Source organism: Providencia sp. PROV236, from assembly GCF_033676985.1.
Taxonomy (GTDB): Bacteria; Pseudomonadota; Gammaproteobacteria; order Enterobacterales; family Enterobacteriaceae; genus Providencia; species Providencia manganoxydans.
In genome coordinates this window covers 2243156-2260197 of the sequence record NZ_CP096297.1, presented here as the reverse complement: position 1 = coordinate 2260197, position 17042 = coordinate 2243156, and the positions used below count along the sequence as shown (strand labels likewise).

Here is a 17042-nt window from a genome sequence, read left to right as displayed (position 1 = left end):
AAATGACAAAAATCAGTCTTTCACGAATTCATTTTCCTGTCACGACTTTGGGGCCCGGTCAACGTATTGGCTTATGGGTTCAAGGCTGCTCTATACATTGCAAAGGATGTATGTCACCGGACACTTGGCATCGGCGAGAAAGTGGTATTGATATTACGGTTTTGATGCAGCAATTAAAACCATGGTTACAAGAGGCGGATGGGATCACCATTTCAGGTGGAGAACCATTTGAGCAACGAGATGCCTTGCAATGTTTATTAACAGAATTACGGCAAGATTTTCAGGGTGACATTCTAGTTTATAGCGGTTATGAATGGGATGATATTCATCAAGACATTTTAGATATGAATGGGTTGATTGATGCGTTAATCACAGGACCATATCAAGAAAGCGCGCCACAAACATTGGCATTGAGAGGAAGTGATAACCAACAGTTGCATTGTCTCACATCATTGGGAAAACAACGTTTCTCTCAATACGATACTCAGTTAATAGATTCTCATAAAGCGCTTGATCTCGCCGTAGATGAAACAGGTCGTATTTTTTTACTGGGGATCCCCCAGCGCCATGACATGTCCTATTTACAATCATGGCTTGAACAAAAAGAACAACCTTTAAAACAACTTAAAAAATAAGTGGATCGGAATAGCGGATGACCATGATACGTTTTTGCCCTCATTGCCAGACAAAACGCCCATTAACGGAGATTTTTTGTGAGGGGCAAATTAATCATCAACCTTGTGGTTGGGATCTTACTCTTGAAACCATTCAGGATGAAAGTTGGCAACCGCCATTACAGCAAAGCGAAGTTACCGGCGATCACATTTCAGCGGGCGATAAGGTTGTCGATGTATCGACACCAGACGCGATAGTTTGCGTCAATGGTCATCCAATGGACCCCAGTGATCTTATTTGCCTACAATGCGGTGCTGATGCAGCGTTATCCAATGATAGTCGCGAGCAGCAACAAGAGATAACTTCTCACCGATATATAGATGACTGGCGTCTAGATCAACGTATTAATGAAATTGATAGCGCGCGTGAGCGTTACACTGTCACAAATAAGCTGACAGGGCAAGTTGGTGTATTAACGCTGTACCAAAAGGGGGAAGAGCCTGATCCGGCGATTTACCAAGTACTCAAACTCATTCCCACTGAGCATGTGCCACAGTTTTATGAAACAGGGCGATGGGAAAATAGAGCATGGCATGTCACTGAACAGTTAACCGGTGGCTCACTTAGCCAATTTATCCAACAAGGGGATTTTTGGCGGCCTGATGAAATTCCTAAATTAGTTGAAGAGCTGGGAACTGCATTAGCCACATTTGCTGAACATGGATTACGTCATCGTGCTTTAAGGCCTTCTAACCTATTAATACGCAGTCGTGAACCACTCGATATTGTTATTATAGAATATGGTTCAGCAAGCTTGTCTGAATTTGATCTTGATATCGTCTCACCATTAGATATTTCACGTTATACCGCTCCAGAAACCTTAGCAGGAGGGGTTTGCGCCGCATCAGATTGGTGGAGCTTAGGGATTATTTTGCTGGAGCAATTAACCCGTGGAAAATGTTTTGATCATATCCATGATAATGCATTTCTGATTCATGTCATGACGAATGGTATTGAGCTCCCTAGTGAATTGGATGACCGTACTCAACTCTTATTACGTGGTTTATTAAATAGAGATCGCTTTTCACGTTGGCAGTGGCCTCAAGTTTCAGCTTGGTTACAAGGTCGTCCTGTCCAAGCTCCTGAATTGCTCAATAGCGACATACAGCAACAAGTACATAACTTGTCATTCGCAGGATACCAATTCAGTCATCCAGAAACATTTGCGTTGGTTGCAGCGGAACAAGCGCATTGGGACGATGCGATTGACTTGTTAACCCGTGGAGAAATCACGTCATGGTTAAGTAAATTTGACCAAATGGGCAGTGTATTAGGGCAATTACAGCGTTTAATGAATAATACAGAAATTATTCCTGACCTAAAATTGGCCTTAGCGCTACGGATTTTGAATCCAAATATTCCGTTTGTTTTTCAAGGTGAAATTATCACACCAGCATGGCTACTAGACAACCCAATGTTGGGTTACCAATTAATTAGTGAGCCATTAGCAAATCAACTTCAAGCGATAGACGAGCAACATTGGCTGGTTCAACTTTTTCATCGTCAATGTAGGATCCGCCTGCGCGCAGAACAACAGCAAATCCCACTCAATGAAGAAAGCTTAAAACTCTATTTATTAATTAGTTCTACCAGTCAGTTAATGGCGCGTTGGGATATTTTTCATCAGCAATTCCCTGATACACATAACGACAGTTTAAGGGTACTCATTGGTAAACAAAAGCCACAAGAAGATGATTATATTTTACTACTCAGTGCTGATATTGGGCAGTTTATTGCGGTAGACACTATTATAAGTGATGCGGCTAAATTGGCTACACAATATGATATTGCCCATTTTGACCATGAAGTGGCTAAGCAGCAGTTGCTTTTACCACGTAATGAGCTATTTCAATTATTAGCAGAACGATTAGATGGTTTTAAACGACTCGGTGTAATGGATATTGATCAGTGGGCTGACACTTTTTTATTAACGCGTCGCTTGCCACTCCCGCAGGTTTTGCTGATGTTAGCCGTCCCAATTGAGCAATGGCAAGTTCCAGAATCACAGAAGTATATCCTTGAGGTTCTTGGCTTTTTCGCACAAAAACTCACCTCTGTTACCCAACGTGGTAACCTTGTCCGTATGCGTTTAACGGCTACAGCCGGTCGGGTTGACCTTACTGAGTGCACGAGCTCACACCAAGGTGCTGATAAGCTATTAGAGCATTTAATTAATCGGAAAAGCCGTGCAATCACGATTGATAGTGATTTGTTGTTACAGCGTAAAGGCGTTAATTCACGTTTGTGGGCATTGCAATCAGATACGCAATTGTACCAAAGAGACACCGGTATCAATGGCATGTATTTAGGTTTTCCATTTTTACTCCTGAATACCCAACCCAATAAAATCAAACCACGTATTGCGCCATTATTTTTATGGCCCGTATCTATTTTATCTTCTGAATTACAACGAGGACCTGTCCAACTCGCTTTTGATAATGATAGAGCAGCGGTCCGCATTAACCCAGCGCTGGCTAATTTTGTTGGGATCCCCGCAGTGAGTGAATGGCAAGACGCGTTAGATAATATTCTTTCGCAAGCCGCCTTAAGTGTTGAAGAAACAATGACAATGCTCAATGGGCTTTTGCCCGTGAGAGAATTTAATTTATCACCATTACCCTCTATTACTGAAAATGTACCCGAAAACAGTGCACAAATTATTTGCTCGGCGGTGTTGTTCCATACTTCATTTATTGGGCAAGCCATCAGCAGTGATTTGCAATTAATTACTTCACAAAGTATTAATCAAACAGCACTAGCCACCATGCTCAACCTCAATGAGCAACAAAGTATAGATGGGGCACGACAGGAACAAACTAAAGACCAATACTTTTTATCACTGCCAGATCCGTCTCAGGAGGCGGTAGTACAGGCTGCTCGCCAAGGAACCGGACTATTAATTGAAGGCCCTCCGGGAACAGGGAAAAGCCAAACGATTGTCAACTTAATTGCTGATGCTATTGGTCGTCAGAAAACGGCATTAGTTATCTGTCAAAAGCCCGCTGCATTAGAGGTGGTTTATAAACGCTTAGTTGCTAGTGGATTGGCAGATCGTGTATTAATGATTAATCAAAATCAGAAATCACGAGAAGTTATTCAGGCAGTTCGAGAACAACTTGAACAATTATGGGTTAAATTGGCAACCGAGTTACACGATGATGATTGGCGCAATCAACGTCGGCAAGTTAATCAAACACTTGAACAGTGTGAAAATACGCTTGATGAATATTATCAGGCAATGTATACCGCTGATGACCAATTAAAATTGTCATATAAAGAGGTATTATCAGGGTTATTGGTTGCTGATAAAGCCGAACGTTATTTGCTGGATATTGATCAAATACAATCTGTTTTAGTCTTACAAAACAAAAACAGTATCACTCAATTTATCAATGATATTAATATTCATGCCCCTAACTGGTTTGCATTAAATTATGAGCAAAGTCCATTGAATGGAATAGCGCAATTTAACCTTGATGATCCAGAATACCGCTTGTTTGAGCAGACTTTTCCATTGTTTATCGCGGCAGAAACTCAGCGTTTAAGCACTGAGAGTGGCATTGAACATCAAATAAATATAGAGCTATTGCTAGATCATCGAACAACTTACCAGCAGTGCAAACAACAGTTTGCTTTATTGACCCCCGATCAATGGCACGACTTTTCGCAGTGGCTAACCTTGTTTTTAAATGAGCAGGGTAAACAAACCATTGGTGCTACGGTGATAGAGCAATTAATACAGCTAAATAACCGCTTAAGCAGCATTGATACCACAGGAACAGAATCTCATTATTTTTCGCTATTGGCATCATTGGATAATTTAACATTATCTCAGCTGTCACGTGCTATTTCGGAGAAATTACACGGCTCATTTCTACGTTTTTTAAATCCTTTCTATTACAGTCGAAAAAACAAACTCGCTCAATTCGTTGCTTCCAGTGGAATGAACAGTAGTGTTATTAAGTTTGATTGTTTATTAAAAACGATTAATACCGAGCAACAATGGCGCCTGTTATATCAAGAACTATTACCTATCTACCATCAATTACACATTGAGCCACTAAATCCAGCGATACAGTTATGGCAGAAAACCCTCAGCTCGCTAATTGAACAGCTTCGACAAGTTGAACAAAATGCGGCCACTTTGGCAAATTATCCACAACCAGAACATTTTTTATCGGCCATTGTTCAACTGCAACGACTTGGATTTATGCAGCAATGCCGCGAAGTAGAAGCGGCTATCGACAAAGCGGAAGCAAGGCAAAACAGCTTAGCTATTTTGGATAGGCTAAAACCTGTATTAACAGTAACTTATTGGCAACAATTTAAAGATGCTATTATGACGGGGAACTCATTAGCGACAGCTATTGAACAGTTAAAAAAAGCGTTACCTGAGCTAGCTCGATTTCAAAAATTTAGGGCTGAAACCGCGCATTTTTCACCAGCAAATTGGCAAATATTGGCTTTGTTACGACCGTTGATTGAGGCTGATCACTCTTCTCATTGGGTAAGTAAATTAGCCAATACGGTTAAACATGCCTTTTTGTTATCGGCTAAAAATAAAATTGAAACCCGATCACCCGTACTTTCTTTAGATAATAATCAAGTCACAGAACAGATTGCTCAACTCGCTGAATTGCAAAATCAATTACAACGGCATAATAAGCAAGCGTTAACTCTCAATATTGATACATTAATGTTAGCTAGCCGCCGTGAATGGGAAGCAATTACACGTCTAACAGGACCGAGAGCTAGGCGTCTTCGTGAATTTATTAGTGAAGGATGTGAGCTTGGATTAATGCAATTGCGTCCAGTTTGGTTGATGACACCGGATGTAGCAAGTCAGATTCTACCACTTAAAGCAGGTCTGTTTGACAGTGTCATTTATGATGAAGCATCACAAATGCCGATTGAATATGCATTACCAACCTTATTTAGAGGAAAGCAGGCGATTGTCAGTGGTGATGAAAAACAGATGCCACCATCAAAATTTTTTAGTGGAAAACTCACCGATGATGATGAACATGATGAAGATGAAGATCAACAAGAGCAAGCGGATGAGCAGTGGAATTACCGACAAATTAGCGATTGTCCTGATCTGTTGCATCTAGCACGTACGGTATTACCCGTATATTCTCTCGATATTCACTATCGTTCAGTCTACCGTGAATTGATTAACTTCTCTAACTACGCATTCTATGAAAATCGGTTGAATATCCCAGCCCAACACTCCACTAAAATCGTGAATGATGTTAAACCATTAAGATTGATCACCGTTAATGGTACTTATGTTAATCAAAGTAATGAAGATGAAGCAAAAGCAGTTGTAGAGCACTTATCTCAAATTTGGTTGCGCCCATTTAATGAAAGGCCTTCTATTGGTGTGGTCACCTTTAACCAAAAACAGGCTCAATTGATTAATCAACATATTCGGGCTAAAGCGCTAGTGGACGAGCAATTTCATCAAGCCTACAGTGAAGAAGCTCAACGCCAAACCAACGATGAAGATATGTCATTTTTTGTGAAAAATGTCGAAAACGTCCAAGGTGATGAGCGTGATGTGATTTTATTTTCCACCACATTTGGGCGTAATCAACAAGGAACATTTAGGCGTAATTTTGGTGTATTAGGGCAAACTGGAGGCGAACGGCGTTTAAATGTCGCGATCACTCGGGCGCGTCAACAAGTGGTGATCATGTCATCAATGCCAATCGATGAAATTTCAGATTTACTCACGACATATCGGAAACCTGAGATCCCACGTGATTATTTACAAGGCTATTTAGCTTACGCTAAAAACTTGAGTGACCCATTAATGCAAGCAGAAAACAGTAAATTGCTCAATCGAATGTGTTATACGCAAGCGGCACAAACGCAACCCGAAGTAGAGATTGATGCATTTGTTGGATCCGTCACCCAATTTATTCGTTCTCAAGGTTGGAAAATTGCACCTACAGAGCAAGTAGGGGTATTTTATTTTGATTGTTTAATTGAAAATGAAGCCACTGGGCAATTTTTATTGGGGGTAGAATGCGATATGCCACACCATATGTTATTGCAGCGTGCGCGTTCACGAGAACTCTGGCGAGAAGGGGTATTAAAACGTGTTGTAGTGGCTCGCCATCGTGTCTCGCTGAGAGAATGGTATTACGAGCGAGAAAAGGCACAACAACAACTTGTTGCAGCAATTCATCAAGCATCATTAATGATTAAATAGGTTAAATATGAGCTCCGCGGTTTATCAAATTTCAGTACGAGAAAGGCATGAAATCCTTTGCCAACGTCAACTTGCAGTCATGAATCGGGTATTTAAACAATGGCAAAAGCTCAACGAACAGCAACATAACAAAGATGCAAAAACCGATCAATTCATCGCAGCGCATCGAAAGTTAGTGGAACATAGCCAACGATTATATCGACTCAAATCGAGAGAACTCATTTCATTTAATCAAAAAATGGAGAGTTTTATTGCAAGTCTTAACGGTGAAATGCGTCAAATTCGTGAGCAAGTGATTGAAGAACAAGCCGCGCAAGCTCGTAGTCAATTTCATCGACAACGCAACCTTGTAGGGTTGATTACGCTACTACAACAGCAAGCTCCTAATGAAACCGCGTTAATGACTGAGTTGCAACGAGCAAGTTCATTAGATCAAGAACAGTTAGCCAATCTAACTTTCCGTGCAATTTCATTAATTGAAAATCTCGCACGGATTCCTTCAACGCATCAAAGTGAGTTACTTAAACAATTAAAAGCTCAGTCCGATAGCAAGAACGTATTTTGGCACAGTAGAGTTCCACAAACCCCGTTTTCTATGCAGTGTGAACAGATTGCTTTGATGATTGAAAAAGTAAAGATTTTAGCAGGAGAACAACAAGTTATAGGCTATTCAGAGACGTTAGCTGAAATTGAATTAATGCCTGAAGGTACCCAGCGCCATGTTCGCGCGGACTCATTGATCATGACGATCGCCGCACAGCTACATGACAGTCAAAAACGTATTGAACTGATGGAACGGTTAGAACAAGTTAGTGATGAGCTCAATAGCTTTAACAGCACAGAATTCACCTTACTCAGCCAGCAAGCTAGTCAATTATCATCAAGCGCTTCAATTATGCAAATTGAGCAACTGATCATACAAATAGAAGCCGCCATAGCGCAATTAGAACAACAAATTGTCACTCAAGCTCAGCGTACCATCGTCCTTGAAGGGCTTAGCAAATTAGGTTATGAAGTGCGTGATAGTTCTGTTGCCTCATGGCTAGCAAATGGCCAAGTGGTGGTGACTCATCCGGCTACGCCTGGCTATGGTTTGGAGCTTGGAGGGAAACAAACTCGTTTTCAAGCACGTACTGTTGCATTTTCTTCGCAGCGCGATACCCAACGTGATCATGATGTTGATGCTATTTGGTGTCATCAACATCAACAACTACAAGATATTATTGCGAAGTCAGATGCTGAGCTCACATTAGATAGAGCCTTACCTGCGGGCAGTAGTGAAATGAAAGTGATAGAAACCACAAATCAAGAAAATGAGCAGGCTCATAGGGTCATTGAACAAACCCAATATAGAACATTAAATAAATAGACTTAGAAATTATTTGTTTTACTAATTATTTAAATAAAAAGGGCAATTAAGCCCTTTTTATTTATTACCAATGTTTTACATCACGATCTGCTTTTGTTACGGATGTAAACTTCGCTAGTAGCGGCAATAGTTTCTTTTTTAGGTCATCAATAAAGCTATAAATGACGGGGACAAATAATAAACTCAATACCGTAGAGCTTAATAACCCACCAATGACAGCAACAGCCATTGGTGCTCTAAAGCCTGCGTCAGCACCTGTCGTTAATACTAATGGTATCATTCCTGCGATCATGGCAAATGTTGTCATAATAATAGGGCGGATCCGTTCTTGACCGGCTTCGACAATTGCTAATTCACGGCTTAAGCCCGAACGCTCTTTTTCTAAGATAAATTCGACTAATAATATTGAGTTTTTAGTCACGATCCCCATTAACATCAAAATACCGATAATCACCGGTAAATCAATCATGGCACCATATAACACTAAAGCAATAATCGCACCGCCAATGGAAAAGGGTAATGCAGCTAAAATAGTAATAGGCTGCATGAAATCCTTAAATAAAATAATTAAGATGGCAAAAACGAGTAAAATACTAAATAGCATTGTGGTACTAAAACGATTGAACATGTCATTCATATATTCCATATCGCCATATTCTAATTGAGTCACACTCGTTGGTAGAGCGTTGTATTCGGGTAATGCCATGACACTTTCTAACGCTTCACCCAAGGTTAATCCCTCTAAGTTACCCTCAATTGACATTTTTCTGGAGCGATTGATACGGTCAATCTGTGATGGGCCATCGCTAAAATCAATATTTGCTATCGACTTTATAGGAATATTTTGTTGTTGGTTATTGCGTACATAAAGATTATTCAAAACGTTGACATCATCTTTCTGGTAATCGGGTAATATCACCTGTAAGGCTAATTGGCGTTCCGGTAAGTTAAATTTCGCACTTCGTGAATTAGCTTCTCCCATTGTAGCAACACGCAAAGTATTGGCGATTTCATCGACATTAACGGCGGTACGGCCAAGATCGCGAGTAATTGGTTTAACGATTAGCTCTTTACGCAATAATGGCTTAACCACGCGAACATTATTAATGCCTTTTATCTTAGCAATACTGTCACGCAATATATGCATTTGATGTTCTAGTTCTTGTGGGTCTGTACCTGTAAAGGTGAGTGAAAACTCTTTATTGCCATCACTATTACTGAAAGTGTAACGAGCGTCAGGGCTTTGCTGAAGTAAATGTGCAATCGAGTTTTCGAATTGTTTTTGTGACATTTCCCTTTCATCGGGTTCAGTTAACGTTAAAATTAATTGGCCTTTATGTTGAGCGATACCCTCAGCATCGTCGCTGATCCCTGCAATAGTGTAGATAGATTTAATCTCTTCTCGCTGGTGTAATAATGATGCCATATGAATAATAGCTTGCTGTGTTTCTTCGACAGGTGTACCTGGAGGTAATTCAACCTCAATTTGGCTAACGCTAATATCACCTTCAGGCATAAAACCAGCAGGTAAATAAGCGACTGTTGAAACAGAACCCACTAAGAACATCAGTGCCAATGAAAGTGCTAATTTACGGTGCTTTAAGGTAGCCAATAACAACTTTGTATAGTTCACAATCCACTGTGGTGTCGTGTGTTCTGTAATAGTTCTTTTGCTGGGTAATAGCAAATATGCAGCCATTAATGGCGTAACCAACCGAGCCACTAATAAAGAGGACAATACGGCGGCAGAAACGGTGATACCAAAGGGAACAAAATATTTACCGACGAAACCACCAATAAAGCTAACCGGTAAAAATACGGCAACAATCGTTAATGTAATAGCAACAATGGCAAAACCAATCGCATCTGATGCTTTTAATGCCGCTAAATAAGGGCGTTCTCCGCGCTCAATATATTTTTGAATATTTTCAATTTCAACAATAGCATCATCGACTAAAATACCAATCACTAACGTTAAAGCTAATAAGGTAATACTATTTAATGTATAACCAAATAGCGCCAGTATAAAAAAGGTGGGTAATATTGATAGAGGCAGAGCCACTGCGGCCACTAAGGTGGCTCGCCAACTCTTTAAAAAGAAGAAAACGATGATGACCGTTAAGAATGCACCTTCTAATAGCGTTTGGATAGTTAAATGATAACTGGATTCGGTATATTTGACGGTTGAAGAAACCAGCTGAATCTCAATATCAGGATGTTTTTGTTTTAACTCTGCAATTGCGTTATCTACACCTGCTGCGACTACGGTATCACTCGAATCTTTCGCACGAAAAACCGCAAAACCAACTACATCGGCCCCATTTAATTGGGAAAAAGTTTTCGAGGTTTTTTGTCCATGATAAATGGTCGCAATTTCATCAAGTTTAATCCATTGTTGTTCACCAACAGGTAACTGGATATTTTTGATTTCATCGATATTATTCTTTTCGCCTAACACACGGATGGTGTGTTGTAATGCGTTATATTTAGATGAGCCACCTGCTGAATTTTGATGCACACTGCGCAGTAATTCATTAAGGCTAACAATTGAAAGCTGTAATGCAGCTAGTTTATTTGCATCAGGCTCAACACGTATAACACTTTCTGCACCACCTAAACGGCTAACTTTTTGTACGCCGGGGATCATAATAAGTTGTTTGCTAATTGTATCATCAACAAACCAAGACAAATCGGCAATTGACTGACTATCCGATGCAACGGCATAACGTAAAATTGCCCCTCCTTCTACATCAATACGATTAATTAACGGTTCATCGATAGTTTGTGGTAAATCACTTCTAATTTGCGAAATTTGTTCGCGAATATCGTTGGTCGCAATATATGAATCAATATTTAAATCAAATTCAACGGTAGTGGTTGAAACACCTTCAGTAATAGTAGATGAAATATGACGAATACCTGGAATACCAGAAACGGCACGTTCAACTTGTTTGGTAACCGCATTTTCAAGTTCGGTGGGTGATGAGCCATCTTGAGTAACGGTTACGGTGACAATTGGAAAGTTAATGACAGGATTTGCAGTCACGGGTAAATTAATAAATGAAAATATACCTGCGATGGTCAGCGCCAAAAAAATGACAATAGTCGGGATAGGGCGAGTTATCGCCCAAGACGATAGCTGTAATTTCATGGCTTAGCCCTTACTGGTGTAACCGTATCATTCTCTGTTAAAAACGCTTGCGCATTGGTCACAACATCAAGGTCAGCGAGTAATGGTGAAAGGATTTCAATATCTCCAGCCTGTATTCTACCAACAGTGACTTTCTGCGATTTCACGACATTGTTATCGACAGTGAAAATAACCCGTTCGCCATTATCAAGCGTTCTAATCGCACTGTAAGGCAAAGTAGTTTGCATTTTTGCTGCATTACTGACCGTCATTACACCTGACTCACCAATTTGAATATGTGGTTTGTCGGAGTCTAATGAAACGCGTATTTTCCCTAGCTGCGATATACTGTCTAATTTAGGTGAGATATAGCGTATTTTCCCTGAAAACTGCTGTTTATCTGAGGTTGTTAATACAATTGTCTCAACTGACGATAAGCGTTTTAACTCTGAGGCATGCGCCAGTGCTTCAAATTCTATGTCATCGTTTTCAATGATTTTAAATAGCAATTGATTATCAGATAACATACCGCGTATCGCATGGCGTTCACTGATCACCCCCGCGACAGGAGCAATAATTCGCGATTTATCTTGCTGGCTCTGTTCTTTCATAAGCTGTGCCTGCAATTGACGTAATTCTGCTTTGCTAGCTTCAAGCATAGCCGATTGGGCTAATGCTTCTGATTTGGCTTTTTCAAAATCATTAGCTGAAATAACACCAGAGCGTGCCAAGGGTTTTAAGCGAGCAAGTTCTTTTTGTGACTGTTCTGATAAGGCTTTTTGCTGCCTAATATAAGCACTTGCTTTTTCAGTCTCTGCTTGCAATTGTTTGACCGCGGCGCTTTGCACTAGTGACTCTAAAGTTGCAAGTAATTGACCTTTTTCAACCGATTCACCTTCTTCAACAAACACATCAATGACCATTTGTTGCTGTAGTGGTGAACCAATTGCTATTTCATTTTTTGCCACAAATTTACCGGGCAAAGAAAGTGTGTCTACATATTGAGTTTTTTGTGGTTGAGTGACACTCAAACGCATATTTTCTGCATTAGATATTGGTGAAATAAATAAAAAAAATAGTAAAGATGAAGTAGTAATAAAACGTCTCATAAATACATATGTTCCCTGAGTAGCATTGCCGGTAACATAATGAAACGTAGTGCTGATTACCATAAACCAAAGTTAAACCTTAATTTTTCGTTAAGCTTGTGAAGTCAGAAAAGAAAAGTAATTTACGCTTGAGTTATAGTGTTAAACATTATGATAAGTTTCAGGTGAATTATAACTTTCTAATTAATAGGTGGCTAACGTATGGATCCTCTACATAGCATTATTGTCACGTTGTTCTTGTTTATATTGACATTTCTTAACCCTGGAGCGAATTTGTTTGTCGTTGTACAAACCACATTGAGTTCGGGGAAGCGGGCAGGTTTAACGTGTGGCTATGGTGTTGTGTTAGGTAATGCCATTTATTCAGGATTAGGGCTATTTGGCTTAGTGGCTTTAATGACACAATTTGGTGAATTCTTTTCTATTATTAAAATTTTAGGTGGGGCTTATTTACTTTATTATGCTATCTCGACTTTTCGTAATAAAACACAGCTCAATTTAAATACAGATAGTGAAACCGAAAAATTGCACACTATTATTTATTTTAGGCGAGGGTTAATTTCTGATTTATCGAACCCACAAACTATTCTGTTTTTTATCAGTATTTTTTCAACAACGCTAAATGCAGATACCCCACTGTGGACAAAAATCGTGATCTGGCTAGGTATTGTGACGGCGTCACTTATTTGGCGCATTATTTTGTGCCAAACCTTTTCTTTATCATCAGTAAGGCGAACCTACTCACGGATCCATAAAATCGTTGGAAAAGTAGTAGGGGTGATACTTGGGGGATTGGCCTCAAGATTAATTATCCAAGGTATAGATGAGCTGATTTATCGCAAAATATGATCACGACTATGGATGGCGTAGTCTTTAGTTTATTACTGGTAGCGGGTGTTGTGGGACTGTAACCGCTATATGCATGTTTATCTCTATTATTCATAAGGGTATCATATTTAAATATCTTAATTCTTATGGGGTCATTATGTCTTTTTCTAAATCAGTGCTGGCATTAACTATTATTGCTACTTCTTTTTCCAGTTATGCCATCAAAGAGGCATCTTTAATGATTGTTGATGGAACCGTTCTCACCATGGATCCTCAAAATAAGGTGATTGAAAATGGCACTGTGGTGATAAAGGATAATAAAATAATTGCCGTAGGTGGCGCTGAGCTAGCCAAGGAATACCAAGCCACAGATGTATTGAATGTTGATGGCGATATTGTTATGCCTGGCTTAATCAATACCCATACTCATGCCTCAATGACCGTGTTTCGTTCATTGGCAGATGATGTACCTGATCGTCTTCACCGCTATATCTTCCCACTTGAAAATAAAATGGTGTCACGTGATATGGTACGGATTGGGGCGAACTTGGGTAACGTAGAAATGGTGAAAGGCGGCGTTACTACTTATGTTGATATGTATTATTTTGAAGATGAAGTCGCGAAATCTGTCGACAAAATGGGGAATAGAGCAGTTCTTGGTGAATCAGTGATCCAATTCCCTGTTGCGGATGCACAAAATGCAGATGAAGGTATTGCTTATGCTATGAACTTTATTAATCAATATAAAGATCATCCGCGCATTACACCTGCATTCGCGCCTCATGCCCCATATACCAATTCTACGGAGCATCTACAGAAAATAGCCAAGCTTTCGCAACAACTTGATGTTCCCGTCACAATCCATTTAGCTGAAACTGACCGTGAACAAGCGGAAATAGCTAAGCGTACGGGAGGGAAAAGTCCTGTTCAATATATGGCTGATATCGGTGCATTAAATAATAAAGTGATCGCAGCTCATGCCATTATGGTTGATGACAAAGACATTGATTTATTGAAGCAATATGATGTTGGCGTAGCCCATAATATCAGTGCAAATACTAAATCGGCGAAAGGTGTTGCCCCAGTGACAAAAATGCTAGAAAAGGGCGTTCGTGTTGGTCTTGGTACTGATGGCCCTATGTCGAGCAATACCTTAACCACCATGAACGAGTTAGGCTTAGTCGGGAAAATTCATAAATTAGAGAATAAAGATCGTTCTGCCATGCCTCCATTGACGGTCGTTAAAATGGCGACTATGGGATCAGCTCAAGCATTGCATATGGAAGATAAACTTGGTTCTTTGGAGGTGGGTAAGTTAGCCGATATTATTGTTGTTGATACTAAAGCCCCCAATATGGTTCCAATGTATAGTCCATATGCCGCATTAGTATATGGGGCAAATGGCGGAGATGTCCGTCATACTATCGTTGATGGCAAAGTATTAATGAAAGATCGCCAATTACTAACCGTTGATGAAAAAGTGATTATCAAAGAAGCCCAAAAATTCGCACAACAAGTGCGTGAAACAGTGATAGCCAGCGGTGAAGCTGTTAAGTAACACTAACCAATAGCAACGCTGATACCATCATTGTTGTTATGGTATCAGCTCTATTGATATTCTTCATAGTCAGCATGGTTTGTTCAGTGTTATATTATTATCTCCTACGCGATGACCGAGGTGATAAAATGAAGATGTTAACGCTACAAGAGATGACCGAAGCGCAGTTATTTAGAGTAAAAACACGCTTAGGTCAGGAAAGAAAAAAATTGGGGCGTGAATTAACGAATGCGGAACACAGTAGGGTAAAGACGGCAATAGTCACTGAAATATCTAAAGAAGTTGAGTTAGCCGCTAAAAAAGCCAGAGCACAAAAGAAAAAAGATAAATTAGTTTCTAGTGATGAAACATTCAGTTGGTCATCTAATAACCATCGTCGAGGCCTTCGTTAAATCATAGATTAATTACACGTTAGCGCATTTATTTCTGCCCGATACAGAGTCCTTAACGTGGATTCTGTATGTCTAGTTGATTCAAAAACTCCCCTTTATTCCCTTTTTTTAGCAGCTTAGCAACGAACACAGTTTCGCTATCTATCTATTTGACTCTTCATATGATTGCAATTACAATCATTGCAAATGCAATTGTGTTTCAGGCTAGAGTATGTTAACCCAATATTTTAAGATGCCTTCGACAACAGTTAAAACAAGGCAAGCTGTGCAAGCCTGCATTAATCAGATTGATTTATATAAGCAATATGTTTTAAAAATACAAACCTCTCCTGATTGTTATATCAACAATATTAGACAATTATTAAGTAAATTGGATACTCTGTGGATGGTTTCTGGCGATGAATCAAAGCAAGGACAGACGAATAAACTAAAAACAGCTTGGCCACTTTGGTTTCAAAATAAAGTAGGCAGTTATGAGAAACCCCTGTTTTATTTTTTGCACAGTAATACTATCTCCACATTACTTTCATTAGAAGTCGAAACCAATCGCAAAGGTATTTTTTTCAATAGTGCAGATAAATCTAATATTGAATTGCCGAAAGGCGTGCAAGCTTGGTTTCCTTTAATACTCTCCACTATGAAGAATTGGCTGCCTTTTGATCCTGCTAATGCTCAAGAAACCGCCGCAATAATGCAGCAAGCATTAAAAACTATCTATTTAGATGGCGAACAAAAAATGGTTTATATTGCGACTCATGAACAAGTTTCTGAATTTTCACCAATGACCAATAGTGACATAGTCGATGCTTATAAAGGTATGTATCAAATAAGTACCCCTGAAAAAAGACACAAAAATTTAGTTGTCAGATTGTGTGGGGCTGGTAAATCATTAGAGCGAGTAAAAAAAGCGGCTCATTTGCTTAAACATCATTGGGATATTGAGTGTGAAGTTTGGAGTTGCCCCAGCTATACTCGGCTCGCTTATGATGCAGAGCAACTTACCTATAATCGACAACAAAATGTTCAAAACCCGTTAGTCAAATCACATATAGAACGGTGCTTTGGAAAAGAAGATTGGCCGGTTATTGCTGTGACTGATTACAACTATTTAATTGCTAGCCAAATCAAGCCGTTTGTTACTGCTAAGTTCACCGCAATCGGTTCAGATCCACAAATACATGGAGAAGCGAGTTATCCTCAGCCAGAATGGATCGCATTATGTGCATTAAAAAGATTAGTTGAACAGCACAAACTGTCTACCGATATATTAGAAAATGCAATCCATCTCTTAGGTATCGAAAATAATTAATCTCTAACTTCTCTTGCTGAGGCATCTAAAGCTTCAGCAAAGCGAGTGATTTCGTCTGCACTAAACTGACTAATAAAATGCTCTTTGATCACAGTTTGGTAAACTGCCCACATTTCTTTTCTAAGGGCTTTTCCTTTTTCAGTAATAGTAGCAAAGGCAGCTCTGCGGTCATCATCTGAACGTGATCTAACGACCAATTGCTCTTTTTCAAGGCGGTCAATAAGTCGAGTTAAGTTATACCGTTCAATTACAACCACATCAGCGAGCTCATGCATACGCCGAGTTCCATCTTTACCGCTCTCTAAGCCCCAAAGCACATCATACCATGCATATATCGGGAGCTTTGCTTCAGCTAATTTCGCTTCAATTTTTCTAATAATTAACTTATGGGCTCTTACGAAAGAAAACCATAAATCAGGTTTTTTGCTCATCACTATTCGCCATTTATTAAGTCC

10 protein-coding genes are annotated in these 17042 nt (G+C 39.6%); 7 read left to right on the top strand and 3 right to left on the bottom strand.

Annotated elements, in window-relative coordinates; translation table 11 throughout:
* Positions 1 to 2 precede the first annotated feature (2 nt).
* The 3 genes from M1E96_RS10030 to M1E96_RS10020 are packed head-to-tail and all read left to right on the top strand — an operon-like array spanning position 3 to position 8261.
* Entirely contained in the window at positions 3 to 635 is a 633-nt protein-coding gene (locus tag M1E96_RS10030) for a 4Fe-4S single cluster domain-containing protein (RefSeq protein WP_369426980.1), read from the top strand.
* Positions 636 to 652: 17 nt separating this feature from the next.
* On the top strand, positions 653 to 6892 hold the full coding sequence (locus tag M1E96_RS10025; RefSeq protein ID WP_369426979.1) for an AAA domain-containing protein: 6240 nt from the start codon (positions 653 to 655) through the stop codon (positions 6890 to 6892).
* Positions 6893 to 6899: 7 nt separating this feature from the next.
* The gene (locus tag M1E96_RS10020) at positions 6900 to 8261 is read left to right on the top strand and encodes a hypothetical protein (RefSeq protein WP_272579855.1); all 1362 of its coding nucleotides are present in this window, start codon (positions 6900 to 6902) and stop codon (positions 8259 to 8261) included.
* A gap of 64 nt (positions 8262 to 8325) precedes the next feature.
* Here M1E96_RS10020 and M1E96_RS10015 read toward each other — a convergent pair whose 3' ends face one another.
* The gene (locus M1E96_RS10015; RefSeq protein ID WP_272579856.1) at positions 8326 to 11412 is read right to left on the bottom strand and encodes an efflux RND transporter permease subunit; all 3087 of its coding nucleotides are present in this window, start codon (positions 11410 to 11412) and stop codon (positions 8326 to 8328) included.
* Positions 11409 to 12500 carry an efflux RND transporter periplasmic adaptor subunit gene (locus tag M1E96_RS10010; protein WP_349485328.1) on the bottom strand — a complete coding sequence of 364 codons (1092 nt, stop codon included), beginning with the start codon at positions 12498 to 12500 and terminating at the stop codon, positions 11409 to 11411. The genes M1E96_RS10015 and M1E96_RS10010 overlap by 4 nt, the downstream gene beginning before the upstream one ends.
* Positions 12501 to 12701: 201 nt before the next feature.
* On the opposite strand from M1E96_RS10010, the gene M1E96_RS10005 reads away from it, so the two are divergent.
* The 4 genes from M1E96_RS10005 to M1E96_RS09990 all read left to right on the top strand — a co-directional run bounded on the left by M1E96_RS10005 (position 12702) and on the right by M1E96_RS09990 (position 16587).
* Positions 12702 to 13349, top strand: coding sequence for a LysE family transporter (locus M1E96_RS10005; protein WP_070928014.1), 648 nt, complete (start codon positions 12702 to 12704; stop codon positions 13347 to 13349).
* Between the two features lie 136 nt (positions 13350 to 13485).
* Complete coding sequence (locus tag M1E96_RS10000) at positions 13486 to 14886, top strand: amidohydrolase (protein ID WP_272579858.1); 1401 nt, start codon at positions 13486 to 13488, stop codon at positions 14884 to 14886.
* Positions 14887 to 15014: 128 nt separating this feature from the next.
* Positions 15015 to 15278: a DUF3811 domain-containing protein gene (locus tag M1E96_RS09995; protein ID WP_070928017.1), complete on the top strand. Its 264-nt coding sequence runs from the start codon at positions 15015 to 15017 to the stop codon at positions 15276 to 15278.
* A 211-nt stretch (positions 15279 to 15489) separates the two neighbouring features.
* On the top strand, positions 15490 to 16587 hold the full coding sequence (locus M1E96_RS09990) for a pyruvate dehydrogenase (lipoamide) (RefSeq protein ID WP_272579859.1): 1098 nt from the start codon (positions 15490 to 15492) through the stop codon (positions 16585 to 16587).
* On the opposite strand, the gene M1E96_RS09985 is transcribed toward M1E96_RS09990, so the two are convergent.
* Positions 16584 to 17018 carry a MarR family winged helix-turn-helix transcriptional regulator gene (locus tag M1E96_RS09985; RefSeq protein ID WP_233445675.1) on the bottom strand — a complete coding sequence of 145 codons (435 nt, stop codon included), beginning with the start codon at positions 17016 to 17018 and terminating at the stop codon, positions 16584 to 16586. The genes M1E96_RS09990 and M1E96_RS09985 overlap by 4 nt on opposite strands.
* Positions 17019 to 17042 lie beyond the last annotated feature (24 nt).

Excerpts from the sequence above, each read along its gene's own strand:
- M1E96_RS09985 (WP_233445675.1), bottom strand. The coding sequence starts at position 17,018 with ATGAGCAAAAAACCTGATTTATGGTTTTCTTTCGTAAGAGCCCATAAG.
- M1E96_RS09990 (WP_272579859.1), top strand. The coding sequence starts at position 15,490 with ATGTTAACCCAATATTTTAAGATGCCTTCGACAACAGTTAAAACAAGG.
- M1E96_RS10010 (WP_349485328.1), bottom strand. The coding sequence starts at position 12,500 with ATGAGACGTTTTATTACTACTTCATCTTTACTATTTTTTTTATTTATT.
- M1E96_RS10030 (WP_369426980.1), top strand. The coding sequence starts at position 3 with ATGACAAAAATCAGTCTTTCACGAATTCATTTTCCTGTCACGACTTTG.
- M1E96_RS10020 (WP_272579855.1), top strand. The coding sequence starts at position 6,900 with ATGAGCTCCGCGGTTTATCAAATTTCAGTACGAGAAAGGCATGAAATC.
- M1E96_RS10025 (WP_369426979.1), top strand. The coding sequence starts at position 653 with ATGACCATGATACGTTTTTGCCCTCATTGCCAGACAAAACGCCCATTA.
- M1E96_RS10000 (WP_272579858.1), top strand. The coding sequence starts at position 13,486 with ATGTCTTTTTCTAAATCAGTGCTGGCATTAACTATTATTGCTACTTCT.
- M1E96_RS09995 (WP_070928017.1), top strand. The coding sequence starts at position 15,015 with ATGAAGATGTTAACGCTACAAGAGATGACCGAAGCGCAGTTATTTAGA.
- M1E96_RS10005 (WP_070928014.1), top strand. The coding sequence starts at position 12,702 with ATGGATCCTCTACATAGCATTATTGTCACGTTGTTCTTGTTTATATTG.
- M1E96_RS10015 (WP_272579856.1), bottom strand. The coding sequence starts at position 11,412 with ATGAAATTACAGCTATCGTCTTGGGCGATAACTCGCCCTATCCCGACT.